Raw genomic sequence first — 23,839 nt, 5'->3', positions numbered from 1 at the left:
TGGACCATGCCCGCGCTGCAGAGCACCCGTCAAGCGAGCCAGACCCCGTGGTTCGACAGTGAACCGGCGGAATCCCTGCGCGTGCTGGAGCGGCAATTACTGCTGCCGCAGCTGTCAGTGCTGCCGGCACAACCCTGGTTGTGGATCGCGCCAAGCGCGTGCTGGCTTGATGATGCGCAGCTCGGCGGGCGTGGCCTGCGCCTGTTCCGGCAGGGGCAGGGCTATGCCGGCGATACCCGCTGCGCACTGCCGCTGCCGCTGGCCAACGAGAGTGTCAACGCGATCGTGCTGCAGCATGTGACCACCGGCGATGCCGACCAGCTGCTGGATGAGTGCGAGCGCGTGCTGATGCCGGGCGGCCACCTGTGGCTGAGCAGCCTCAACCCGTTCAGCCCCTACCGTACACATTGGCGCCAGCACGGACTGGTGGTGCGCACGCCGCAGCGGATTCGCCTGCTGCTCGGCCGCCACGGGCTGGAGTGCGACGATATGCGTTACATCGGCCCCCTCTGGCGCGGTGCCGGCAGCCGTCGCCCGGGCGGGTGGGCGCCACTGCGCGCGGCCTGCCTGTTCCATGCTGAAAAGCGCACGCTGGCCCTGCCCGGGCCGACACCGCTGCCGGTGCGCTGGCACGGCACCGTAGCCACCTGATTCTGGAGTTGTATTGAAAACCATCGAAATCCACACCGACGGTTCCTGCCTTGGCAATCCCGGCCCCGGCGGCTGGGCTGCACTGCTGCGCTACAAGGGCCATGAGCGTGAACTGAGCGGCGGCGAAGCGCACACCACCAACAACCGGATGGAGCTGATGGCCGCCATTTCCGGGTTGGAGACGCTGACCGAGCCGTGCAACATCGTGCTCTACACCGATTCGCAGTACGTGCGGCAGGGGCTGACCCAGTGGATGCCGGGCTGGATCCGCAAGAACTGGAAGACCGCCGGCGGTGAGCCGGTGAAGAACCGCGAGCTGTGGGAGCGCCTGCATGCGGCCACGCTGCGGCACCAGATCGACTGGCGCTGGGTGAAGGGCCACTCCGGCGATCCGGACAATGAGCGGGTGGATACCCTGGCCCGCAACGCGGCCATCCAGATCCGCGACGCCAGCCCGGTAAACTGAGCCCATGCGTCAGATCATCCTCGATACCGAAACCACCGGCCTGGAGTGGAAGAAGGGCAACCGCATCGTCGAAATCGGCTGCGTGGAGCTGTTCAAGCGCCGCCCGACCGGCAACAACTACCACCAGTACATCAAGCCGGACTGCGAGTTCGAACAGGGCGCGCAGGAAGTCACCGGCCTGACCCTGGAGTTTCTGGCTGACAAGCCGGACTTCGCGCAGATCGCCGATGAATTCCTTGCCTTCATCGATGGCGCCGAGCTGATCATCCACAACGCGGCGTTCGACCTGGGCTTCCTCGACAACGAACTGTCGTTGCTGGGCCCGCAGTACGGGAAGATCACCGATCGCTGCACGGTGATCGATACCCTGGTGATGGCGCGCGAGCGCTTCCCGGGCCAGCGCAATTCGCTGGATGCGCTGTGCAAGCGGCTGGGCGTGGACAATTCGCACCGTGCGCTGCATGGCGGCCTGCTCGATGCGCAGATCCTGGGTGACGTCTACATCGCGCTGACCTCGGGGCAGGAAGAGATCGGATTCGGCCTGGGGGATGACGATGGCGGTGGCGCCGGTGCGGCGCTGCAGGCCTTCGATACCAGCAAGCTGCTGCCGCGCCCGCGCGTAGTGGCCACGCCGTCGGAGCTGGAAGCGCATGCCGCGCGGCTGGAGCGGTTGCGCAAGAAGGCCGGCCACGCGCTGTGGGATGGCCCGAAGGTGGAAGAACCCGTCAGCGCGTAATACATCGAGGTAGTGCCGGCCGCTGGCCGGCATCTACGTGATACGGGGTTTCCCGGTGAGCCGGCCAGCGGCCGGCATTACCGCATCCACGCGTGGCGTGGATCTACCGGTCAATGGCAGCGCACCAGGATCACGCTGATGTTGTCGCGGCCACCGCCGTCGAGTGCGGCTGCGACCAGCGTGTCCACGCATTCCTGCGCGCTGGCATCTTCGTAGGCGAGGGTGCGGGCGATACTGCGGTCGTCCACCTCCTCGGTCAGGCCGTCACTGCACAGCAGCAGCTGCATTCCCGGGCGCAGTTCACCGCTGGTGGTGGCCACGTTCAGGTGTGCCGGATCGGTCACGCCCAGCGCCTGGGTAACCACGTTGCGATGCGGATGCGCACGCGCCTGTTCGGCGGTCAGGTTTCCCTGCGCGACCAGTTCCTGCACCACGCTGTGGTCCTGGCTGAGCTGTGCCAGCTGTCCATCGCGCCACAGGTAGGCGCGGCTGTCGCCGACCCAGGCCACTTCATAGCGGTTGCCCTGCACGCGCGCGGCGACCACGGTGGTGCCCATCGGCAGGCTGTCATTGCGACGGCGTGAGGTGCGGATGATCTCTTCGTCGGCGGTGCGGATGGCCTGGGCCAAAGGCGCGCCACGGCGTATCTCGCGCACGATGGTTTCGCGTGCCAGCGCGCTGGCCACTTCACCGCAGGCGTGCCCGCCCATGCCATCGGCCACCAGCCACAGGGCCAGCTCGCTGTCACCGTAGTAGGTGTCCTCGTTGAGCTCGCGGCGCATGCCGGGGTGGGTGAGGTGTCCGAATTCGATCATGGGGGCTGGGGCAGGGTGTTGCTGGGGAGACAGGCATCATCGGGTGGCCGCACGCATCCGGCAAGGCATGCGCCCAGGAAATTTTCACTTCATGGGCCGGAATGACTTGTCGTCGGCCTCACTTCCTCGTATGATGCGCGTCCCCGGTTCGCCGGGGACCACCCGGAGAGGTGGCAGAGTGGTTGAATGTACCTGACTCGAAATCAGGCAGGCGTTTATAGCGCCTCGGGGGTTCGAATCCCCCCCTCTCCGCCAGATAATTGAACTAAGCCCTTGAGTTTCAAGGGCTTTTTTCATTTCTGGCTTAGCTAGTATGCCATCTGGTATGCCATGGGAAGCTGGCTGCTGCTGGACCATTCTGGACATCTTGGAGCCTATAAGCGGCGCGCATCGGCCTTGCTGGTCAAAGCGTTCGCATGCCAGTGCTTATGGCAGCTAATCTTGATACCTGTTGTGGCCTGATGGCCGCTAGTCGAGCTTATTCAGGTAGAGATGGGCTTCGAAGGAAGATGGTTATCAAAATGCAACCCTTGTGCGATCATCATGCTAGTGTCCGGGTAGTTGCTGATGGATAGCAGGCTTTCACCGATGGATCCACAAGGAATTGCTGACCCGGATGTGCGATCTTTCCGGGTGCACACGGATGATGAACGAACGCTTCACAGATTTGACCCAGCCACAGCGCGATCGTCTCGCGTTCGTGGAATTGCGCGTGCGCTTCATCGGGGAGATACGCCGTCAGGACTTGGTCACGCGGTTTGGCATCCAGTCCGCCGCCGCATCCAGGGACTTGGCGCTGTACAAGGAGTTGGCCTCGGGCAACATCGACTACGACTCCAAGGTCAAGTCCTACGTATTGGGGCCGGACTTCCAGCCCATCTTCGACTTCCCTCCGGAGCGGGTGCTGTCGTGGTTGACCCAGGGCTTTGGCGACGGTGAGCCTATGCGGCTCAAGGCATGGGTGATGAGCGAGAGCCCGTCACGGCTCGCGCATCCGGATCTGGACGTGCTAGCGAGCGTGACCCGGGCGATCCACCAGGAGTGTCCGCTCGGCATTGAGTACTGCTCCATCTCCAGTGGTCGCACCGAGCGGGAGATCGTCCCGTTCGCGTTGATCGACAACGGCTTGCGCTGGCTCGTCCGCGCCTTCGACCGCAAATCGCAGGAATTCCGGGATTTCGTCATTAACCGGATCAAGTGCCCCGTGGCGCTTAAGGCGCAGCTAGTGGCGCCCCACGAGATGAGTGATCAGGACATCCAGTGGACCAGGATCGTGGAACTGGAGTTGGTGCCGCACCCCAATCAACCCCGTCCCGAGATCGCGGAGATGGATTACGGCATGACTGGCGGCATGGTGAAGATGAAGCTTCGGGCAGCGACTGCCGGCTACATCCTGCGCAAGTGGAGCGTCGACTGCACCGCAGACCACAGCCTTCGTGGGCCGGAGTACAGACTATGGCTGAAGGACCACTTGGCCTTGTACGGCGTCAAGAACGCCGTGCTGGCACCAGGGTATGCACCCTTGGATGCGGCCCGAGCAGGAGCGGAATGTGACTGAACAATAGCTACCACTGCCGGCGCCGGTCGCGTCGGTAGAACAAACGAATGACGAGAATTGAGATGAAAGAATCCTACCTACCGACATTGCTGCAGATGAGGATGCTTGTCGGCTTCCTTGGCGAGCGTGCTCAGTACGCCTGGTGGCCAACGGCGTTCTATGAGGCATCAAACAAGCTCTTCCTGGAGCCGGTCTTCTCGAAAACGTCTCGCCTCGCTCAGTACCACGGTGTGCTGGAAGCAGCCAGACGATTGCACGACGAGCATTTGAGCGTGGGTAGCTACCACCTGTTCCGGTTGCCCGAAGAGGTCGAGCAAGACCTGCACGCGACCGTGCAAAGTAGCGTGGGAGAAGAACTCGCCAGCCAGGCGCCACAAAGCAAAGAGGCTGCGCTTGATGCGTTGAAGCGATTGGCTGCCACGGGCGGCACTTCCAGCGTGGGTCCAACGGCGGTCGGGGGCATCAAGGATCTCGATTCCACCGACACACTGAAGGCTATCGCTGCGGCCTATCTATCGGCGTTCACACAGAACGCCAAAACTTATCCGTATCTGGTGGGGTGATCGTGGCCGACAACACGCCCTACACGACTCAGTTGCAAGCAGGCCTTGGGCTCGTCAACGAAACCAAGACGCTGCTCGACCTGTGGTCGCCTGGCATGTCGGCGAACCAGTTGCATCAGGTCGCACTGGAATCGGGTCGATTCCCCACCGTTACCGCGCGCCGACTTCGCAACATCGTCGTCGAATGCTTCGCTCCACGCTATCTCGTGGCAGGTGGTGCACCAGCAGCACATCTCAAGCGGCTGTCCGCAACGATATCCACGGCTGACCTGACGCAGCTCATGCTCGTTTTTACGAGTCGGGCCAACCCGATCCTTGGCGACTTCGTGCGCCATGTTTACTGGGCTCGATACGCCGGTGGATACACACAGATCACCAATGAAGACGCGCGGACCTTTGTCGAGCGCGGCATTGATGACGGCAAGACCATCAAGCGCTGGTCGGAAACCACTGTACGGCGTGTCTCCGCCTATCTGACCGGATGCTGCGCCGACTACGGAATGCTCGAACGTGGACTGCGCTCAAGCCGTCGCATCCTGCCGTTCCGTATTTCGCCAGCCGTGGCCGCGTACTTGGCCTACGAACTGCATTTTTCCTGTGTCGGTGATAACGCCCTGCTGACTCACGAAGACTGGCAGTTATTTGGCTTGGCGCGCGAAGACGTGCTGGAAGAAATCAAACGACTCTCGCTGAAGGGTTTGCTCATCGTCCAGGCTGCTGGCGACGTGATCCGCATCAGCTGGAAACAACAAGACATGGAGGCGCTCTGCGATGTCCTCACTCAAGGCTGATTTCGACGAGTTGCGCGAGCGCATCCGGCACGGGCGCGAGCTTGGCCATGCGAGCTTCGAGCCGATTTATTACCTTGTCTTCCCACCAGAGCAGATCCTCGAGGTGAAGCGGCAAACGCCCGCTTGGGTGGCCAAGCTGCACCAGGAAGGCTGGGACGTGCACACGTTCTCCATCGCTGAACAGATCTGGGCCCTACTGAAAGACGACCCGTTCTGGTCGCTGTGCGTGATGGAGGACAAGTCAGCGCCCTTGGATTGGCCACGTACCAACAAGGCGCTGGCGGACATCCTGACGGCGGATAACGGCCTGCTGAAGCGGCTGGAGGATGCCCTGCAGCCGCTCGAAGCCCAGCAGAACGCGCTGCTGTTGGTAACGGATCTTGAGGCACTGCATCCGTTTATGCGCATCGGCGCCATCGAAAGCCAGCTCCAGGGCAAGTTTCACGTACCGACGATTTTTCTGTACCCCGGCGTGCGAACCGGCAAGACACGCCTGAAGTTTCTCGGCTTCTACCCGGAAGACGGCAATTACCGCTCCGTCCACGTCGGCGGCTGAACAGACAAAAGAACCCTGGGACAAACCTATGACCATTCGCTCACTCTTCGATCCAAGCAAGGACATCTACCGGACCATCGAAAAGGTCATCACCTATGGCGCCTCGCAAGAAGGCCGCCTCAAGGCTGAGATCTCTGAATACGTGGTCACCGAGAGTATTGAGGAGCAGTTCCGCAAGCTCCTCGATCGCATGCAGCTTGCGATGGAGTCCGGTGGCGAAAATGAGGTGGGCGTCTGGGTCTCTGGCTTCTACGGCTCCGGTAAGAGCTCGTTCACCAAGTATCTCGGCTTGGCGTTTGATGATCAGCGCACCATCGACGGCACGCCGTTCATCAACTACCTGCAAGACCGCCTGCACAAGCCACAGACCAAGGCGCTCCTCAGCACTGTAGCGAAGCGCTTCCCGGCTGCAGTGGTCATGCTGGACCTCGCCAGTGAAATGCTCGCTGGCGCCACGATGGAAGACGTCTCCACCGTCCTCTACTTCAAGGTACTGCAGTGGGCTGGCTACTCGCGCAACCTGAAGGTTGCCGCTTTTGAGCGCATGGTCGAGAAGGACGGTCGCACGCCCGAACTCCATGAGCGTATCGCCCAGGCGCTGCCAGGTGCCACCTGGGCTCGCGTGCAGAACAACCCACTGGCCATCGACGGCTTGATCCCGAAAATCGCCCATGAGATGTACCCGGCACTCTTCCCGGAGGCCAAGTCATTCTCGTCCAGCACCGAAGGCTTCTTCCAGTTCGAAGACCAGCGCGTGCAAGAGATGATCGACATCGTCCGCGAGAAGAGTGGTAAGCAGAACATCATCTTCATCGTCGACGAAGTCGGCCAGTACGTGGCCTCACGCGACAACCTGATCCTCAACCTTGATGGCCTGGCGAAGAACCTCAAGAGGCTGGGCGACGGCAAGGCCTGGATCATCTCTACCGCGCAGCAGACGCTGACGGAAGACGACCCGCGCGCCGCGCTGAACTCCGACAAGCTCTACAAGCTGAAAGACCGCTTCCCGATTCAGATCGACCTTGAATCGAGCGACATCAAAGAGATTTGCTACCGCCGTCTGCTCGGTAAATCGCCAGCGGGCGAGACCGAGCTTGGCAAGCTTTTCGATGCCCATGGTCAGGCGCTGCGACACAACACCAAGCTGCAGGACGCTAAGTACTACGACGCAGACTTCAGCAAAGAGAGTTTCACCAATCTCTACCCGTTCCTGCCGGCGCACTTCGACATCCTGCTGCACCTACTCGGCGCGCTCGCAAAGTCCACCGGCGGCATCGGTCTACGCTCTGCGATCAAGGTAATTCAGGATGTCCTGAAAGGTGAAGGCGGTTCCAAGGCCATGGCCGATCAGCCCGTGGGCTGGCTGGCCACCACGGTGACGCTGTACGACGAACTGGAAAAGGACATTCGCCGTGCCTTCACGTCCATCCACCAGGCGGTCGGCAAAGTGCAGATTCGCTTCCCGGATTCACAGCTACATCAGGACATCGCCAAGTCCGTCGCCGTGTTGCAGATCCTCGGCAACTTGCCAGTCTCGGTGCAGAACGTCGCCAGCCTGATGCATCCCTCCGTCACGGCACCTTCGCAGCTCGACACGGTCAAGAAAGCCGTCGAAGAGATGCTGAACGATGTGCATGTGCCGCTCGGCGAGAAAGATGGCAACCTCGTGTTCCTCAGCGAGAAGCTGCGGGATATCGAGCAGGAGCGAGGCGCGATTGCGTTGCGCACCGTGGATGTGAAGCGCATCTTCAACGATGCGCTGCGCGAGTCCTTCGATCCGCTGCCTCGCGTCAGCCTCCACGGCACGATGGCCGTCGCAACGGGCCTGAAGGTCCAGGCCGGCAGCGCCATCACCAGCCTGGCCGGTGATCAGAGCACCATCCAAACCGTTGTTGAGTTGGTGCCAGCCAGTGACTACGACACCGCCAAGAACCGGATGCTGGATGATTCCCGCAGCCGGGCGGGTCGAAACGTCATCGGGCTCTTGGCTCGCGCAAATTCCGAACTCGACGATCTGGCGAACGAAATCTATCGCTGTCAGCGCATTGCCGAGCTGCACCGCAACGAGCCCGACCAAGAGGTAAAGGACTACTGCACCGGCCAGCTCGACCGTGCTGCCAAGCTGGCGACCCAGCTCCAGAGCAAGATCAAACAAACTCTGCAAGCCGGCTCGTTTGTGTTCCGCGGCCAGGCCACGGCGGTGTCGGCACTGGATGCTGATTTGCTGGAGGCCGCCAAGAAGCTGCTCTCCGACGTTGCTGACCAGGTGTTCGACCGGTACGTAGAAGCCCCAGTACGTGCCGGAACCGACACCGCCGAGAAATTCCTGAAGGTCGCCAACCCCGCGGCCATCAGCAGCGCGCTGGACCCGCTCGGTTTGGTGCAAACCGTGGCCGGTCGTGCCTCGTTCAAAACCGACCATAAAGCGATGATCAGCATCCGCGACTACATCGACAAGCGCGGCACGGTCGATGGCAAGCGCCTGCTCGACGACTTCAGCAGCGCCCCGTTCGGCTGGTCGCCGGACACCACGCGCTACATCGTCGCGGCCATGCTTATGGCTGGAGAGATCAAGCTCAAGGTCTCGGGACGCGAAGTCACGGCCGCTGGGCAACAGGCCATCGATGCCCTGAAGACCAACAACTCCTTCAAGCAGATCGGCGTGGCCCTGCGCGACGAGCGCCCGTCCATCGAAACGCTCGGTCGGGCGGCAGAGCGGCTCACTGAACTGGTCGGTGACATGGTGATCCCGCTTGAGCAAGAGATCAGCAAGGCGGCGGCCAAGCACTTCACGCGCTTCCAGCACGATTACGGCTCCTTGGCTGAAAAGCTCAGCGGCCTTGGGCTGGCGGGTAGCGAACGCATCCGTACTTTGAACCAGGACATTGCCGATGTTCTGTTTACAGATGCGTCAGATGCTCCACAGCGTCTGGGTGCCGAAACCTCCGCCATTTACGACAATCTCAAGTGGGCGCTGGAAGTGAAGCGAGCGTTCGACAATGGGCTCGACGCTACCTTGCGTGACTTGCAAGCTCATCGTCGCGACATCGAAGCCTTGCCGGACACTGGCGTGCCAGGAGAGCTGCGCCGCGAACTTGCCGAAGACTTGGGAACCCTGTCAGAGCGCTTGGGCAAAGAAGACTTCTACAAACACACCACCGACTTCAATTCGCAGCTAACCCATCTGAAGGGCCGTTTGCGCGATGCGGTCATCACGCTCTCCGATCAGCAAAAGCTGCGTTTGAAGGAAGGGGTCGAGGATCTGCAGCGCATCACTGAGTGGGAAGAACTCACCCAGGAGGAGCGCGGCAACGCCGTGAACCGGTTGGATGGGCTTGCTCTGTCAGCCACCCAGGATCTGGCCGGACTTAAGAAACTGCTGGCTCGCGACTACGACATCAACAGCACCCTCGACGATCTTAAGCGGTCGATCCAGCGGCAGGGCCAGGAACGTCTGCGCCAGCGCATGGAGGAAGAACGCGTCAAAAACGGAGAAGAAGGTCCGGCCAAGCTGACAAAGTCGATCGCGATTCCCGTGACGATGACGTCGGCTGCGGACATTGATGCGCTGATCCAACAGCTACAGGAAATCAAGGCACAGCTTGGCCTTTATGTAGAGGCGGAAATCAACTTTGTGATGCATGGTCAGGGCGCGTGAGCTGCATGGAAATACAATTGACCGGAGAGCAGTCCGCCGCGCTGGATGCCATTAGAACCTTTCTTCTTGATGACACTCGAGATGCTTTTGTCCTGCGTGGCAGTGCAGGCACTGGTAAGACCACACTTGTTGCCCAACTGGTCAAAACTCTAGAGGAGATGAACCTTTCCTGCAGCCTCCTGGCACCGACAGGCCGGGCAGCCCGAATTCTGGGCAACAAGATCAAGCAAATCACTGGAAACTCTGGATACGAAGGGTCGACTATCCATCGGGCGATTTACATGCTTACCAATTTGGAGGTGAATGAAGGGGCCGAGACGGCTAACGACCCGGGGATGCGGATGATCTTCCCGTTGAAGGAGGAAGAACCGGTTGTTTCCTTGTTTGTGATCGACGAATCGTCAATGGTTGGAGATAAGGAGAATCACGGTGATTTCATGCAGTTCGGTTCAGGCCGATTGCTCCTGGATATCGTGACCTTTGCCCGAATGAACAGATCAGGTCGCACAAAGAATCACCTTACCAAGCTGCTTTTCGTCGGCGATCCTGCGCAGCTACCTCCGGTTGGAGAAAATGCGTCACCGGCCTTGTCAGATGCGTATCTGAGTGAGCAATTCAAGTTGAAGGTGGATTCGTTCGATTTGAAAAATGTCATGCGTCAGGCGCAGGGCAGTGCCATTCTCGACCGCGCGACGGAGTTGCGCGACGCGATGCTGGCCGAGCGGTTCAATAAATTTTCACTGCAGCCCAATGGACAGGATATTGAACAGGTAGATGCCCAAAGAGCCGTCGATCTGGTCGTTCAATGGTTGCAGACAAAAACTTCTAACGTCGCAGTCGTGCACTCTAACGCCAATGCGCTGGACTACAACCGTAACATCAGAGATCGTCGTTGGGGCGATGCCAGTCTGCCTATCCAGGTGGGCGAAACGCTGTTAATAAACAAAAACTCAACAACGCACGAACTCAGCAATGGCGATCTGGTCAAGGTCATAGAGGTGGGAGCAGACGCACAACGTGTGCCAGTAAATCTCAAGGGAGGCCACCATGTTGAGTTGTGGTTCCGCAATATCACCGTTGCTTTTCGTGATGCGGATGGCAGCGTCATCCAGACAAACTGCCTGGTACTAGAGAACTTGCTAGATTCGCCTAACCGTGAATTGACCCCGTTGGAGCAGCGGGCGCTTTTGGTAGATTTTCGAAAGCGCCACCCTGACCTGCATCCAAAGTCGGCTGAATTCCGCAAAGTTATCCGTGACGACCCGTACTTCAACGCGCTCCAGGTCAAGTACGGCTATGCCATGACCTGTCACAAGGCGCAGGGCGGGGAATGGAATACTGTCCTTGTTGACTTCGGGTCCGGCAGGGGCTCTCGCAATGCATCGTTCTTTCGTTGGGCTTATACGGCCATCACGCGAGCAGCCAAGAAACTGATCATCGTGAATCCCCCTGACTTCACACCCACCGGTGACATCGCCTGGACTGGCTCATCAGGCGCGTCTGAAAAACCTGAAAAGGCTGGACTTCAGGAGCTCATGACTGATCCAGACTGGCAGAGGCTTTCGTTCACACCCGCTATTGCCCCCTTGATGAAAACCCATCAGCAGTTACGCCTGGTGTGGGGGGCTCAAGGCATCGAAATTGAACAGTTGCAGCACTTGCAGTATTGCGAGCGCTACACCCTTTCGCGCAATGGCAAACGCGCCGTAGTTCAGTATTACTACAATGGCAAATTACAGGTCAGTCGCTCTGGATCTGTTCCTGGCGCCTTATCAGATAGTCAATTGGCGGAGGATGCGCTCACATCGCTTGGTGTGCTGGCTGCCAAATCCAGCACGGAGCAGCCAAGCCAGTTCATACAAGAGTTTCTGGATGGTCTGGATAAAGCTATTGCCGAATCGGGAATTCAACGTATCGGTCAAAAGTCGATGCCGTATCGGCTGCGATTGAGCTTTGCTGATGCTTGTCGCAAAGGTGAGATTGATTTCACTTACGACGGCGCCTTTACTTGGACGGCTGCTCAGGAAGTCGGCGGCCCAGGCAGTAGCCACGGCCTCTATGAGGAAGTACAGCGCTTGATGACGGCGCAAAAAGAGGAAAACCAGTGAGCTCCAGTGAAATCTTTGCACTTCGCAAGCAAAAACGGCATGCAGAAGCCCTGGATTTGGCCAGGTCGGAGTACCCCCAAAACAATGCTGACGTATGGTTTCTTCGAGCCTACGCATGGGCGCTGTATGACCATGTAAAAGAAATCGTCGATCGTTACGAGACAAAGCAGCTATCTCCTGCGGCGTTATCTGGCCAACTGTCACCGGACATGCGCGAGTTCTCGCACATGGCTGACGCACTGCGTGGCGATAGTGCTTTTTCACAATTTCTTCGCCTTGCGGGGAAGGCATCCAAGGATTGGTCTGAATTTCTTCTTTTTGCCCGCTGGGTGGGAAACGAAAGTTTTTCAGAAGAGGACAAGAAGCCTTTCGTCAATGAGGCAGGAAAGACTGTAGATAGTTTGTATAAACGCTTCATACGTGCCGTCTGTCGTGAGACAGTGGCTAAGGCTGTCGATCCTCAGTCGGATCCGACGCTGAATGAGTGGGGTCTTGGCGTTTTGGAACAAGCGCTAAAGAATGAGCCAAACGACCAATGGCTCAACTACTACCAGAGCAAACTGCACCTGGCCAACGGCGAGCCAGACCTTGCGATCAAGCGATTGACGCCAGTGTTACGTCGACAGTCGCGCGCGGCTTGGCCATGGGCGCTACTAGGCGAGATCCTGGAAGTTGAGCACCCACAGGATGCGTTGACTTGTTATGCCCATGCAACCCAGCTGGCTCGGGAGGAGCAGGAAGTCGCAAGGGTTCGAATCCATTTGGCACAGCGCCTCGCGCTTGCGGGCCGTTTCAATGAGGCAGCACTACAGGCGAACCTGGCACTGCAGTACAGGGAAAAGCACGCCTATAAGGTGCCCCAGGAACTGCATCAACTGCTTACCAGTGACTGGTATCAAGACGCACTCGCCAATAACTCTCTACAGCCGCTGCCGAAAGCTGAGTCCAGTGCACGTGCATTGCTTCAACAACTGGACCGACAAAACCTTACCTACACTCGCGGTGTCATTGACCACATCAATGCAGAAAAGGGGCTCAGCTATATAGCGACCGGCGCCGCTACCGGCCTCGGGCTTTTGCATAAAAAGTTTCCCACAGTGGCAAGCTTGTTGCCAGGTACTGTAGTGGAGATTGGGCGTGCAGAGGTTGAAGGCCAAGCTCTGGATTGGCGAATATCAGAGGTTCAAACCATTCCTGGCCTGTTTGAAATTTTTAGCGGCACTTTGAATAGGCAGGAGGGAAAAACATTTGCATTCATCAGCACCAGCCGAGATGACGTCTTCGTCGCCCCAGAGATGGCAGAGACCTTTACTCCTGAGGTGCAATACGACGTCACCTGTCAGGCCATTCGGCGTACCAACAAGCAGGGTAAGACCGGCTGGCGTGCTGTGAAATTCATCGAGAAAAAAGAGCAGCAGCTCTCCGCTGACTTCTAAGAGACAGGCATACATGGCCTTCGACCAAACAACAAGAAACCGCCTCCAGCGCTTCGTCAACGATGCGCGCCGGGTGCTGGAAGAGGAATTCACCCGCCAGCTGCAGAACGACTATGGCATGGACCCGAACGCGGGCACCGTGGCGGAGCTAGCCAGCTTGCGCCATATCAACGACGCCCAGCGCGAATCCGCCCGCATCCTGCGCGACACCCTGGCCCACTACACCGCTAGTGGCGACATGAATGCTACCCAGGGGCTGGACCGCATCGTCCGCGAGCAAGCCTTTACCGTGCTCAACCGCCTGGCGGCGCTGCGCATGGCGGAGGCGCGTGGCCTACTGGTTGAGTCGGTCGGCAACGGCTTCCAGGCCAAGGGCTTTCAGCTCTACGCCCGGCTGGCTGGCACCGGCCTGGGCGAAACCGGCGATGCCTATCGCACCTACCTGTTCAGTGTGTTCGATGAGCTGAGCCAGGACTTGCCTGGATTATTCGACCGCTACTCACCGCAGGGTCGCCTGTTCCCGCGCGAAGCCGCGCTGCTGCAGGTGCTCAACCTGATCAACGATGCCGACATCGCCCCGCTATGGAGCGAGGACGAAACCATCGGCTGGATCTACCAGTACTTCAACTCCAAAGAAGAGCGCAAGGCGATGCGCGATGCGTCGCAGGCGCCGCGTAACAGCCGCGAGCTGGCGGTACGCAACCAGTTCTTCACGCCGCGCTACGTGGTCGAGTTCCTGGTGGACAACACCTTGGGTCGGCTGTGGTTCAACGCCACGGGAGGCGATACCGATCTGCGCGAGCATTGTCAGTACCTGCTGGTCAAGCCCGACGAAATGCGCCAGGCCGCTACCAAGCTGCGCGATCCGCGCACGCTGAAGCTGCTGGACCCGGCCTGCGGCTCCATGCACTTTGGTCTGTATGCATTTGACCTGTTCGCTGAGATCTATCGCGAGGCCTGGGCCTGGGAGCAGCAGCACGGCCCCGGCTCGCTGGATGTTTCGACCCAACCCCAGGCTGCACTCAAGCCAATGAGCCAGACCTACGAAGATGAGGCTGCATTTCTGCGAGATGTGCCGCGCCTGATCATCGAACACAACATCTATGGCGTGGATATCGACCCGCGTGCCGCGCAAATCGCTTCATTGGCGTTATGGCTGCGGGCACAGCGTGCTTGGCACGATGCCGGTGTCAAAGCCAAAGACCGCCCGCTGATCGGGCGGGGGCATGTGGTGGCCGCGATTGCACCGCCGGCAGAGCGTGAGTTGCGCCAGCAGTTCGTGACCAACCTCGATCAGCGCGACGCCGAGCTGTTCGAGAAGACCCTGCGACTGCTCAAGGGCCTGCCGGAGCTCGGAGTGCTGCTCCAGGTCGAGCGCGAGTTGCCGCATTTGATTCGGCAGGTCTATGTGGGCAAAGGCACCGGCCTGTTTGCTGTGCAGGAGCAGGAGAACTGGCAGCAAGCGGAGGAGCGACTACGCGAGGCACTTACTGAGTTTGCCCAGGCGGCAAAGTCGACGTACCAAGGGCGCCTATTTGCGCAGGATGCGCTACAGGGCTTGCGGCTCATCGATCTGTGCCGAGAAGTGTTTGATGTGGTGGTGATGAATCCACCGTTTGGCGCGCTGGCTGCCAAGACCAAGGATCAACTCGCCAAAGCCTATCCGCGCAGCAAGAACGATTTGCTGGCCATTATGGTGGAGCGTGGCCTGGAACTGCTGCGCCCCGGCGGTCGCATCGGCGCCATCACCTCGCGCACTTGTTTCTTCCTCTCCAGTTTCCAGAAGTGGCGTGAGCAGGTGGCCTTGGGTATTGCCAAGCCAGTAGTCATGGCCGACCTGGGGCATGGCGTGATGGACGACGCGATGGTCGAAGCCGCCGCTTACGTATTGGAGAAAGCCGCGTGACGATCTTCTTGAGATTATTGGCAAGCTCTGAAAAGGAGCAAGAGTTGGCCTCAGTAGTCCGGGCAGTGAGAGCTGGCGGCCTAGATGCTAGGGTTTATGTCCGTGACACATCTGTATTCTCGATGGTTCCGAGTTCTCCATTTTCGTATTGGGAGGCTCAGTGTTTCCTAGAGGCATTCGGCCAAACCCCTCCTTTCGAGTCGAATGGTCGGAGAATATTCAAAGGGGCAGCCACTAGCGACAACTTCAGATTTGTCCGTACTTCGTGGGAGTGTAGTGCTGATCAGAGACTCTGGTTTCCCTACGCTAAAGGCGGTGGGTACTCTCCCGTTTACTCGGACGTCCCGCTTCTCGTGAATTGGGCCAATAACGCCGCTGAAATGGAAGCGGAAGTCCTCAAGAAATACCCATATTTGAACGGTGATGCGGACTGGGTTCTTCACCGAGAATCCTATTACTTACAGCCAGGCATTACTTGGCCGGCTCGAACAACAAGTCAACTCGGTATGCGGGCTATGCCTGCCGGTGCTGTTTTCGGTCATAAGGGACCGGCTGCATTCTTGGAAGAGCATAATGACGATGATCTGTTGAGTTTGCTTTCTGTCTGTATATCAGCCCCTTTCTTGCGATTGATAGGTTTGCAGCTTGCAGCGGGGGATGCGGCTGCACGTTCGTACGAAATCGGGACAGTCCAGCGGACGCCGATACCCGATATCTCAACGGATTCGAAGCACTTATTGGCTGTATTGGGGAGGGAGTATTGGCGCTTAAAGCGCACCCTGGACACCATCGAAGAGACGTCTCACGCGTTTGCGCTGCCCGGTGCACTGCGCGCTCGCCTGGGCGATTACGACCCACCAGCCATTGAAGCTGAGCTGGCTCGCATTCAGTCAGAGATCGACGCCATTGCCTTTGATCTCTATGGCTTTAGCGAAGCCGACCGCACTACCGTGCAGGGAAGCCACGTCGAAGCCAACCAGGGCGATGTAGAAGCCAGCAGAGACGAGGAGAGCGAGGACGATGACAGCGCTACGCCAATCGACCAAACGGCTGGCTTACTGAGCTGGGCCGTCGGCGTGGCCTTTGGCCGCTTCGACTGGCGCCTGGCTACGGGTGAGCGCGCTACGCCTGCTGAGCCAGAACCATTCGAACCACTACCGGCGAAAAGCCCCGGCATGCTCCCCGACGGTACCGCACCTTTTCATGCGTATGCGGGCATCCTGGTTGACGACCGAGGGCACCCGCATGACCTCGCGCGCTTGATTGAGGAAATTCTTGTTCGCGTCGAGGTGCCCGTACCGGAAGACGTGCGCCGTTGGCTGCAACGGGATTTTTTCGCCTTTCATCTACAGCGCTACTCCAAGAGTCGCCGCAAAGCGCCCATCTATTGGCCGCTGTCCACGACGTCCGGCAGTTACACCCTGTGGGTCTATTACCCCAGCCTTACCAGCCAGACGCTGTACACCGCCATCAATGACTTCGTTGAGCCCAAGCTCAAACAAGTCGGTGGCGACGTGACGGTGCTGCGCAATATGGGTTCTGCCCGCACTCGTGACGACGAGAAGCAGTTCGAGGCGCTGCAAGCCTTCGAGTTGGAACTGATCGAGCTGCGCGACACCCTGCTCAAGCTGGCGCCCACCTACAACCCCAACCACGACGACGGCGTGCAGATCAGCGCCGCACCGCTGTGGCCGCTGTTCCGGCACAAGCCATGGCAGAAGGTGCTCAAGGACACCTGGGCCAAGCTAGAGAAAGGCGACTACGACTGGGCGCACCTCGCCATGAACTACTGGCCCGATCGTGTTCGAGAGAAGTGCAAGACTGACAAGTCTCTGGCTATCGCGCATGGGCTGGAGGATCTCTACATCGAGCCCGAGGCCAAACCCAAGAAGGCGCGCGGCAAGAAGAAGGCCGGGGGTGATGAATGATTCAGGATGTCAAAGCGCTGCCGGTCAGCTTCTACTTCAGCCCCGATGGGACCACGTCGTTCTTCATTCCCAAGTACCAACGCGAGTATGTATGGGGCGGCAAGAACTGGGACGCGCTGTTCAACGACCTGGAGGAGTCGCCCAGTGGGCACTTTCTGGGCTCCATCATCTGCGTGAACACCCAGCAAGATGGCATGGCCGGCGGCCGACTTGAGCTGATCGACGGCCAGCAGCGGTTTACCACCATCAGCTTGTTGTTCTGTGCGTTCTACGACAAGCTGAATGCCATTCCGAATCCGGATCGCCGTCTGCTGGTGGAGCTGGACAACCTGGAAAGCCGCATCTTCGTCCGCACTTCTGGCCAGTGGCGTCTGGAGCCCAGCGAGCAAGCGCAGAACAAGACAGATTTCCAGAAGGTGCTGAGCGATCTGTTTCCCAAGCAGGTGAAAGCGCCGAAGGGCTTGAGCAATTTCGGAAACCGCCGCATTGCGCGCGCCTACCGCTACTTCTGTGAGCGACTGGAAGGGCTCAGCCAGGACAGCGCACTGGCCCTGCTGGAAAAGCTCAAAGCGGCCATGCTGGTCAAGATCGAGGTGCGTAGCCATTCCGACGCATTCATGTTGTTCGAGTCGATCAACAACCGGGGCAGCCCGCTCTCGGCCATCGACATCATCAAGAACAACCTGCTGGCCGAGTTGGACAAGCGCCCGGACTACGGCATTGACCGAGCGTTTGACGAGTGGAAAGACCTGATCGACCAGTTGCCCGACCCGGCGGTGCAGGAGCGCTTTTTGCGTCAGCTGTACAACATGTTCAAGTACCTCAAGCGGGTCGAGGTCAAAGGCTGCACCCGCGCCACGCGCTCGAACCTGATCACGATCTACGACACCCTGCTGCGCAAGCGCCCGGTCTGGCTGTTCGGCGCGCTGCAAGCCAAGGGCAAAACCTACTCGGCACTGCTCAACCCCGCCGTGGCGCGTGCGGAATGGGGCGACGCTGCCGCAGCGGCCTTGCAAGACTTGCAGCGCCTGGGAGCCGCGCCGGCTTACGCATTTTTGCTGTGGGCCAGCCAGGTGGCGCAGAGCCAGAAATGGACTGAGGGTGATGCGGTGAGCCGTCTGGCCGCTTTGCTCACCAAGTGGTTCTTTTGGCGCAACCTCACCGATATGCCGCCCACTCGCGAACTCGACCCGATGTTCATGGAACTGGTCAGCCACTTGCTGACGCAGATTCGCGGTGGCGAGATCACGGCGCTGGACGGCTTCATCCAGCAGAGCAGTAATTGGTTGCTGGGACGGGCAGCCCCACAAGATGTTTGCGAGTCGCGCCTCAAGGGCGATGTGTACCTGGAGAATTACGACGCCACGCGGTTCATGCTCTGCAAGCTGGAAGAGACACACCAAACCCGTGAAAACAAACGCGACCTGTGGGTGCATGACGCCAATGATCGCCCCGTTTTTACCGTCGAACACATCCTGCCGAAGACCGAAAACTTGGGGCCGGGCTGGGTGACGATGCTCGAAGGGAACCAGAAAGGCACTGCGGCTGCCATTCGCGAGCGCTGTGCGCACCAGCTCGGCAACCTGACCCTGAGTGGCTACAACTCCAAGCTCGGCACGATGGAATTCTTGAAGAAGCGCGATCGCAAGAACGATCAGGGTGATTTCATTGGCTACCGCAACGGCTTGTACCTGAATGCCGACTTGGCCAGCCGAGATGATTGGAACGAGGCCGCCATTACGGCGCGAACAGACAAGATGCTCAAGGAGGTGATGTCCATCCTGAGCCTGCGGGAGAACAAATGACGATTGCAGAATTCATTCGAGAAAGCGTGCTGCGGCCGCGCCTTAAGCAAGCGGGTGCCTTGGTGGTGTATGACGCCGACAAGCGCTACCGCGAGCAGTGCTTCGACCTAGCAGCCGAGAAGGTTCGGGTCATCGATGCATCTGAAAGCAGCATCGAAAGTCGCGAGGCTGCGCTGCTGGCACTGCGCGAGGTGGGGCAACCCAAGGCGCCACTGGAAGGTGTGTTGATCTATGTGCCCACCAAGCGCCCAGAAACCGACGAGCAGAAGCAAGCTGATCCATTCGCCGTATACGCAGAATGCGGCGCGGTGTTCCCGCAAGATGATGGGGACGAGTATCTGAGCCTGTGCCTGCGTGCTAAGCCAGATTACGCGACAGAAATTCGAAGCCTATTTGTGCGCGAACCACGACCGCAGTATGCGGTGATTGACGCCATTGGCGGCGGTGTGAGTTGGCCCCAGTTGCGAGCCACATTGCGGGTGGAGTCGGGCCGCGAGATTCTGGCCGCACTGCTGGCCCCGAGTGCCAGTCAATCCGAGGCACTCAAGGGGCAGGAGGGCTGGGTGCAAGAGGCGCTTGATTTCCTCCGAGCCACTCTGGGCCTGAGCGTGAAAACGCGCGGCAAGACCTGGTCCGCCCTGGCGGATGAGCTGTGGCGCTACGTACTGTTCAGCGAGTTCGTGTTTGATTTGCCGGTGGCGTTGCCGGACACCTTGAAGGGGGTGCCGCACGCACCGATGGAAGCCAAACCCATCGTCGAGGATGTGTGCGACCGTCTGCGCAGCGACCCGAAGTCACGCGCGATATACATCGAGCGCGCCGAGACCACCGAGGCGGAGCTCAACCTGACCGATCTGTGCGGTGCGATTGAAGACCTGGGCGAACGCGACACCTTCCCCTTCGAAGAGCGGACCTTCCTGCGCACTGCGATCAAGGGCATTGTCAGCGGTGACACCGATGCCACGCGCCGTGTGCTGACCCGCCACAAGAGTTCGGTATGGCTCGGCAAGGGCGAAAGCCAGGCCCAGTGGGAGCTGGTGCGGTCTGGCTTGAGCCTGGTTGAGGCCTGCGACGATTTTGAGCGCCAGCTACCGGATCACGCCCGCTCGCAAGCGGAGCTGATTGACTTCTACCTGGGCAGTCTGCGTGAAGCAGATCGCTTGCAGCGCGAGTTTGAGCAAGCCGCAGGCGACTTCCTCGACCAGCACGGCTTGATGCATGAAGTGATCAGCCAGGCTCGAGCGCGCTATCGGCGCCTGGCCGAAAAGGTCCAGGGCGTGTTCGTGAAGCACGTCGAGACTACGGGATGGCCGCCGACTGGGCGCCTGGCCAATGCCGATGCCTTTGATCGGCTGGTAGCTGATCGACTCAAGGAAAGCGGACGCAAAGTGGCCTACCTGATGGTGGACGCCCTGCGTTACGAGTTGGGCGTGGCCCTCGAAAAGCTGCTGGCGGAAGACGGTCCCGTCGAGTTGCAAGCGGCCTACGCACAGCTGCCGACCATCACCCTAGTGGGCATGGCGAGCTTGCTGCCGGGCGCTCGCACGGGTTTGACCCTGGCGCTGGAGAGCGACTCACTCCTGCCCAAGCTGGCGGGGGCGCCGGTGGGCAACGTCCCGCAGCGCATGAATGTGCTGGCCAAGCGGTATGGAGATCGCTTCGCGGAAATGCCGCTTAATGATTTTGTCCGTGGTAAGCCGAAGATCGCGGAGACCGTCGATCTGCTGGTGCTTCGCTCCACGGAAATCGACAGCCAACTGGAAAGCAACCCAGAGACAACGCTCGGGCTGATCCCTGGCACGCTGAAGCTGATCCGCGTGGCACTGCATAAGCTGCGTGGCATGGGCTTCAAAGAGGCGGTCATCGTCACCGACCACGGCTTCTTCCTGAACGCGCAAGCAGAAGCTGGCGATGTGTGCGTGAAACCGCAAGGCAAGTGGCCGGTGAATGCCCATGACCGCATGATGCTGGGCGACGGCACAGCGGATGGTCACAGCTTGGTTGTCAGTGCAGAGAAGGTCGGCATTCGCGGTGATTTCACCCAAGTGGCACTACCGCGCAGCATGGCGCCTTATCGCTCAGGGCACCTGTATTTCCACGGCGGAGCATCCCTGGCCGAGGCCGTTGTGCCGGTGTTGGTGGCCAGGTTGGATACCGCTGCTCATGCGGAACTGCGCAAGGTGGTGGTGGAGTTGAGCTACAAGAACGGCGCCAAACGAATAACTACGCGATTGCCGGTCATCGAAGTGATACTGGTGGCCGACGACATGTTCTCGCAAGACATGAGCGTGGAGATCTTGCTGGAAGCGCAAGACAGCAAGGGCAATGTGGTGGGAGAGCCGCGCCCAGGTGGCGATGTGAACCCCGCGACCAGAACTTTGACCCTGATGCCAGGCCAGCGCAAGCAGATTGCGCTGCGAATGGATGATGAGTTCAGAGGCAAGTTCTCGGTCAAAGCGCTGAACCCAACGACTCTGGCTGCCTACAGCAATCTGGCGCTTGAAACCGACTATACGGAATGAGCCCTATGGACGAACTCGACCAAAAACTAAACGCCACATTCGACGGCAAGGTGCTTCGCAAAGACCTGCTGCATCGAATCAAAAAAGGCACCAACGTCCCGACGTTCGTCCTGGAGTTCCTCCTTGCCAAGTATTGCGCCAGCAATGACCAGGCAGAGATGGATGCTGGCATGGAGGCCGTGCTGTCGTCACTGCAGGAGAACTACGTTAGGCCGGACGAGGCCAACGCCGCGCAGTCCAAGGTCGCCACCAAGGGCAAGCATCGCTTCATCGACAAGGTCCATGTCCGTTACGTCGAAAAAGAAAAGCGCCACTGGGCATCGCTGGAGAACTTCAACTCGCAACGCATCGCGATTGGTGAAAAATTCTACCGCGACAACGACAGGTTGCTGGAAGGTGGCATTTGGGCGGAGGTGACCCTGGCGCACAACGACATAGATGAAGACGACTATGCGTTTTCCATTGAGGATCTGCGGCCGATCCAGCTGACTCGTTTTGACTTCGACCGTTATGCAGAGGGGCGCGGGGCATTCACGCGTGATGAGTGGCTCGCGGCGGTGTTACGCTCTGTGGGACTGGAACCCAGCAAGCTCTCGAAGCGCGTGCAGATGCACTTCATCGCCAGGTTGGCTGCGCTGGTTGAGCCCAACTACAACTACATCGAGCTGGGACCACGCGGCACCGGCAAGTCCTATTTCTTCAGTGAATTCTCGCCCTACGCCACCTTGATCTCGGGCGGCCAAGCGACCAAGGCAACGCTGTTCTACAACAACGCGCGCCGCAAGGTGGGCTTGGTTGGCTTCTGGGACACGGTTGCCTTTGACGAGGTTGGCGGGATCAAAGTGCGCGATCCGGACACCATCCAGATCATGAAGGACTTCATGGCCAACGGGCGCTTTTCGCGCGGGGCTGAGGTTATTGCTGATGCCAGTTTGAGCTTCGTTGGCAACATCGACGTGTCCGTGCAGCAGGTGGTCAACTCTAACGAGCACGATCTTTTCCAGCCGTTGCCGCCAGAGCTCGACTTGGCCGTGATGGACCGTTTCGCCGCGTACATTCCAGGCTGGGAGATGCCGAAGAACAGCAGCGAGTTCCTGACCAGCAACTACGGCTTCATCACTGATTATTTGGCCGAGGCCTTCCACTACCAGTTCAAGCACACGAATCGGTATGAGGAAGTGAGCAAGCGCATTCGGCTCGGTAAATCAATCGAGGGGCGCGACGAGAAAGGTATCAAGAAGACCGTCTGTGCATTCTTGAAGGTGCTGCACCCCAACGGGCCGCCGACGGATGAGGAGTTCGAGGAATACGTGGCCTATGCCACGGAGTGCCGCCGCCGCGTCAAGGAGCAGATGAACAAGCGCAAACCGGATGACGAGTTTGCCCGGATCAATCTGTCTTACTTCAAGGCCAGCGGTGAGGAGGTGGTGGTCTTCTGCCCTGAGTCCAAAGATGCATCGGCAACACAGGAGCCAGCTCGCCGTCGCTTGAATCAGGCGGATGGGCAGCCGACTGAGGCAGTCGAAGTGCAACCCACTGCACAAGCGGCACCTGCTGCACTGGAGACTCCAGCGGGCCCGACCCCGGTATCACCGGCCCCGGCTTCGATTGCGGTTGGGCCGTCACCGATCGAGCTCAAGGAACAGCACTTCACCATCCTCTATGGCGACACCGGGTACAGCTATGAGTCGATCCTCGGCCCCTACCTCCAAGGCGCGAAGTCTGTCGTGATCGAAGATCCGTACATTCGTCTGCAACACCAGATTCAGAATTTCGTGCGCTTCTGCGAAACGGTGCTGAAGGCTGGAACCGTGAAGAAGATCAGCCTGATCACCGGCTACGACGATAAGACCCAGTTGGCCGACATCGCTGAGAAGCTCGATGAGTTGAAGCAGAGCCTGCTGGAATTGGATGTCGAGCTGGAAGTGAAGTTGAACCCGAACATGCACGACCGAGAGATTCGTATCGACAACGGCTGGGTGATCAAGATTGGCCGGGGGTTGGACTTCTTCCAAAAGCCCGGAGGGTGGTTCGAGGTAGGCGTAAATGATCTCAGTTTGCGTAAATGTCTTGAGACCAAGGTTGATATATTCAGGGTTGGAATAAATATTTGACCTGATTTTCCATAAAAGAAATTCAGTTTAATTTTATTAATATGATTGTAAAAAATCTCAAGCACATATCATTTTGATGAGGCTGGCGGCTGCTGGCTTCGCGTGTAGATGCTCCGCGATGATGCATCTGCTTTGGATATGGCTGTATGAAAGAAAGATCCGATTGTCTGTACTGTGTTTTGGTCGTCGCAGCATCCATCATCGCTGCGGTTGCTCGATGTGCTCT

The 23,839-nt window shown here is 59.1% G+C and carries 16 protein-coding genes and 1 tRNA gene; 16 read left to right on the top strand and 1 reads right to left on the bottom strand.

Features of this window, described 5'->3' with window-relative positions:
* The first annotated feature begins 6 nt into the window (after nucleotides 1–6).
* The 3 genes from AC5P7R_RS02515 to dnaQ are packed head-to-tail and all read left to right on the top strand — an operon-like array spanning nucleotide 7 to nucleotide 1,853.
* Complete coding sequence (locus AC5P7R_RS02515) at nucleotides 7–651, top strand: class I SAM-dependent methyltransferase (RefSeq protein ID WP_019659522.1); 645 nt, start codon at nucleotides 7–9, stop codon at nucleotides 649–651.
* A 13-nt stretch (nucleotides 652–664) separates the two neighbouring features.
* Nucleotides 665–1,117 (top strand): ribonuclease HI, encoded by a 453-nt coding sequence (rnhA, locus tag AC5P7R_RS02510; RefSeq protein WP_019659521.1) that lies wholly within the window; start codon nucleotides 665–667, stop codon nucleotides 1,115–1,117.
* 4 nt (nucleotides 1,118–1,121) lie between these two features.
* Nucleotides 1,122–1,853 carry a DNA polymerase III subunit epsilon gene (dnaQ, locus tag AC5P7R_RS02505; RefSeq protein ID WP_019659520.1) on the top strand — a complete coding sequence of 244 codons (732 nt, stop codon included), beginning with the start codon at nucleotides 1,122–1,124 and terminating at the stop codon, nucleotides 1,851–1,853.
* 110 nt (nucleotides 1,854–1,963) lie between these two features.
* On the opposite strand, the gene AC5P7R_RS02500 is transcribed toward dnaQ, so the two are convergent.
* Nucleotides 1,964–2,668, bottom strand: a complete 705-nt coding sequence (locus tag AC5P7R_RS02500; protein ID WP_019659519.1) for a PP2C family protein-serine/threonine phosphatase — start codon at nucleotides 2,666–2,668, stop codon at nucleotides 1,964–1,966.
* A gap of 164 nt (nucleotides 2,669–2,832) precedes the next feature.
* Between AC5P7R_RS02500 and AC5P7R_RS02495 the strand changes: the two genes are divergently transcribed.
* From AC5P7R_RS02495 to brxL, 13 genes are all read left to right on the top strand, one after another.
* A tRNA-Ser gene (locus tag AC5P7R_RS02495) sits at nucleotides 2,833–2,923 on the top strand.
* Between the two features lie 391 nt (nucleotides 2,924–3,314).
* Nucleotides 3,315–4,226, top strand: a complete 912-nt coding sequence (locus AC5P7R_RS02490) for a BrxR family transcriptional regulator (protein ID WP_223224815.1) — start codon at nucleotides 3,315–3,317, stop codon at nucleotides 4,224–4,226.
* 62 nt (nucleotides 4,227–4,288) lie between these two features.
* Nucleotides 4,289–4,789 (top strand): BrxE family protein, encoded by a 501-nt coding sequence (locus tag AC5P7R_RS02485; protein ID WP_032968954.1) that lies wholly within the window; start codon nucleotides 4,289–4,291, stop codon nucleotides 4,787–4,789.
* Nucleotides 4,790–4,791: 2 nt separating this feature from the next.
* Nucleotides 4,792–5,580 (top strand): DUF1819 family protein, encoded by a 789-nt coding sequence (locus AC5P7R_RS02480; RefSeq protein WP_049450114.1) that lies wholly within the window; start codon nucleotides 4,792–4,794, stop codon nucleotides 5,578–5,580.
* On the top strand, nucleotides 5,561–6,136 hold the full coding sequence (locus AC5P7R_RS02475) for a BREX protein BrxB domain-containing protein (RefSeq protein WP_049450111.1): 576 nt from the start codon (nucleotides 5,561–5,563) through the stop codon (nucleotides 6,134–6,136). The genes AC5P7R_RS02480 and AC5P7R_RS02475 overlap by 20 nt, the downstream gene beginning before the upstream one ends.
* A 28-nt stretch (nucleotides 6,137–6,164) precedes the next feature.
* Complete coding sequence (gene brxC / locus AC5P7R_RS02470) at nucleotides 6,165–9,794, top strand: BREX system P-loop protein BrxC (protein WP_070426722.1); 3,630 nt, start codon at nucleotides 6,165–6,167, stop codon at nucleotides 9,792–9,794.
* A 17-nt stretch (nucleotides 9,795–9,811) separates the two neighbouring features.
* Nucleotides 9,812–11,902 carry an ATP-dependent DNA helicase gene (locus AC5P7R_RS02465; RefSeq protein WP_070426723.1) on the top strand — a complete coding sequence of 697 codons (2,091 nt, stop codon included), beginning with the start codon at nucleotides 9,812–9,814 and terminating at the stop codon, nucleotides 11,900–11,902.
* Nucleotides 11,899–13,338 (top strand): DUF7017 domain-containing protein, encoded by a 1,440-nt coding sequence (locus AC5P7R_RS02460; protein WP_070426724.1) that lies wholly within the window; start codon nucleotides 11,899–11,901, stop codon nucleotides 13,336–13,338. Before AC5P7R_RS02465 ends, AC5P7R_RS02460 begins: the two co-directional genes overlap by 4 nt.
* 13 nt (nucleotides 13,339–13,351) lie before the next feature.
* The gene (locus AC5P7R_RS02455; RefSeq protein ID WP_049450105.1) at nucleotides 13,352–15,244 is read left to right on the top strand and encodes an Eco57I restriction-modification methylase domain-containing protein; all 1,893 of its coding nucleotides are present in this window, start codon (nucleotides 13,352–13,354) and stop codon (nucleotides 15,242–15,244) included.
* A 353-nt stretch (nucleotides 15,245–15,597) separates the two neighbouring features.
* On the top strand, nucleotides 15,598–17,172 hold the full coding sequence (locus tag AC5P7R_RS02450; RefSeq protein WP_197653666.1) for a type II restriction endonuclease subunit M: 1,575 nt from the start codon (nucleotides 15,598–15,600) through the stop codon (nucleotides 17,170–17,172).
* Nucleotides 17,169–18,977, top strand: a complete 1,809-nt coding sequence (locus tag AC5P7R_RS02445; RefSeq protein ID WP_049450101.1) for a DUF262 domain-containing protein — start codon at nucleotides 17,169–17,171, stop codon at nucleotides 18,975–18,977. The genes AC5P7R_RS02450 and AC5P7R_RS02445 overlap by 4 nt, the downstream gene beginning before the upstream one ends.
* Nucleotides 18,974–21,499, top strand: coding sequence for a PglZ domain-containing protein (locus AC5P7R_RS02440; protein WP_070426727.1), 2,526 nt, complete (start codon nucleotides 18,974–18,976; stop codon nucleotides 21,497–21,499). Before AC5P7R_RS02445 ends, AC5P7R_RS02440 begins: the two co-directional genes overlap by 4 nt.
* Before the next feature lie 5 nt (nucleotides 21,500–21,504).
* Entirely contained in the window at nucleotides 21,505–23,613 is a 2,109-nt protein-coding gene (brxL, locus tag AC5P7R_RS02435; RefSeq protein ID WP_032968948.1) for a BREX system Lon protease-like protein BrxL, read from the top strand.
* The last annotated feature ends 226 nt before the right edge of the window (nucleotides 23,614–23,839 follow it).

It is taken from the genome of Stenotrophomonas sp. YJH_SMC_27, assembly GCF_059369815.1.
Note: the sequence above shows the minus strand (reverse complement) of the source record. Positions and strands in the feature narration are given on the sequence as shown.

What these genes read in the sequence shown, in the direction of transcription:
- AC5P7R_RS02515 (WP_019659522.1), top strand. Translation starts at nt 7, where the DNA reads ATGCCCGCGCTGCAGAGCACCCGTCAAGCGAGCCAGACCCCGTGGTTC.
- dnaQ (WP_019659520.1), top strand. Translation starts at nt 1,122, where the DNA reads ATGCGTCAGATCATCCTCGATACCGAAACCACCGGCCTGGAGTGGAAG.
- AC5P7R_RS02500 (WP_019659519.1), bottom strand. Translation starts at nt 2,668, where the DNA reads ATGATCGAATTCGGACACCTCACCCACCCCGGCATGCGCCGCGAGCTC.
- AC5P7R_RS02490 (WP_223224815.1), top strand. Translation starts at nt 3,315, where the DNA reads ATGAACGAACGCTTCACAGATTTGACCCAGCCACAGCGCGATCGTCTC.
- AC5P7R_RS02485 (WP_032968954.1), top strand. Translation starts at nt 4,289, where the DNA reads ATGAAAGAATCCTACCTACCGACATTGCTGCAGATGAGGATGCTTGTC.
- AC5P7R_RS02475 (WP_049450111.1), top strand. Translation starts at nt 5,561, where the DNA reads ATGTCCTCACTCAAGGCTGATTTCGACGAGTTGCGCGAGCGCATCCGG.
- brxC (WP_070426722.1), top strand. Translation starts at nt 6,165, where the DNA reads ATGACCATTCGCTCACTCTTCGATCCAAGCAAGGACATCTACCGGACC.
- AC5P7R_RS02455 (WP_049450105.1), top strand. Translation starts at nt 13,352, where the DNA reads ATGGCCTTCGACCAAACAACAAGAAACCGCCTCCAGCGCTTCGTCAAC.
- AC5P7R_RS02445 (WP_049450101.1), top strand. Translation starts at nt 17,169, where the DNA reads ATGATTCAGGATGTCAAAGCGCTGCCGGTCAGCTTCTACTTCAGCCCC.
- AC5P7R_RS02440 (WP_070426727.1), top strand. Translation starts at nt 18,974, where the DNA reads ATGACGATTGCAGAATTCATTCGAGAAAGCGTGCTGCGGCCGCGCCTT.
- brxL (WP_032968948.1), top strand. Translation starts at nt 21,505, where the DNA reads ATGGACGAACTCGACCAAAAACTAAACGCCACATTCGACGGCAAGGTG.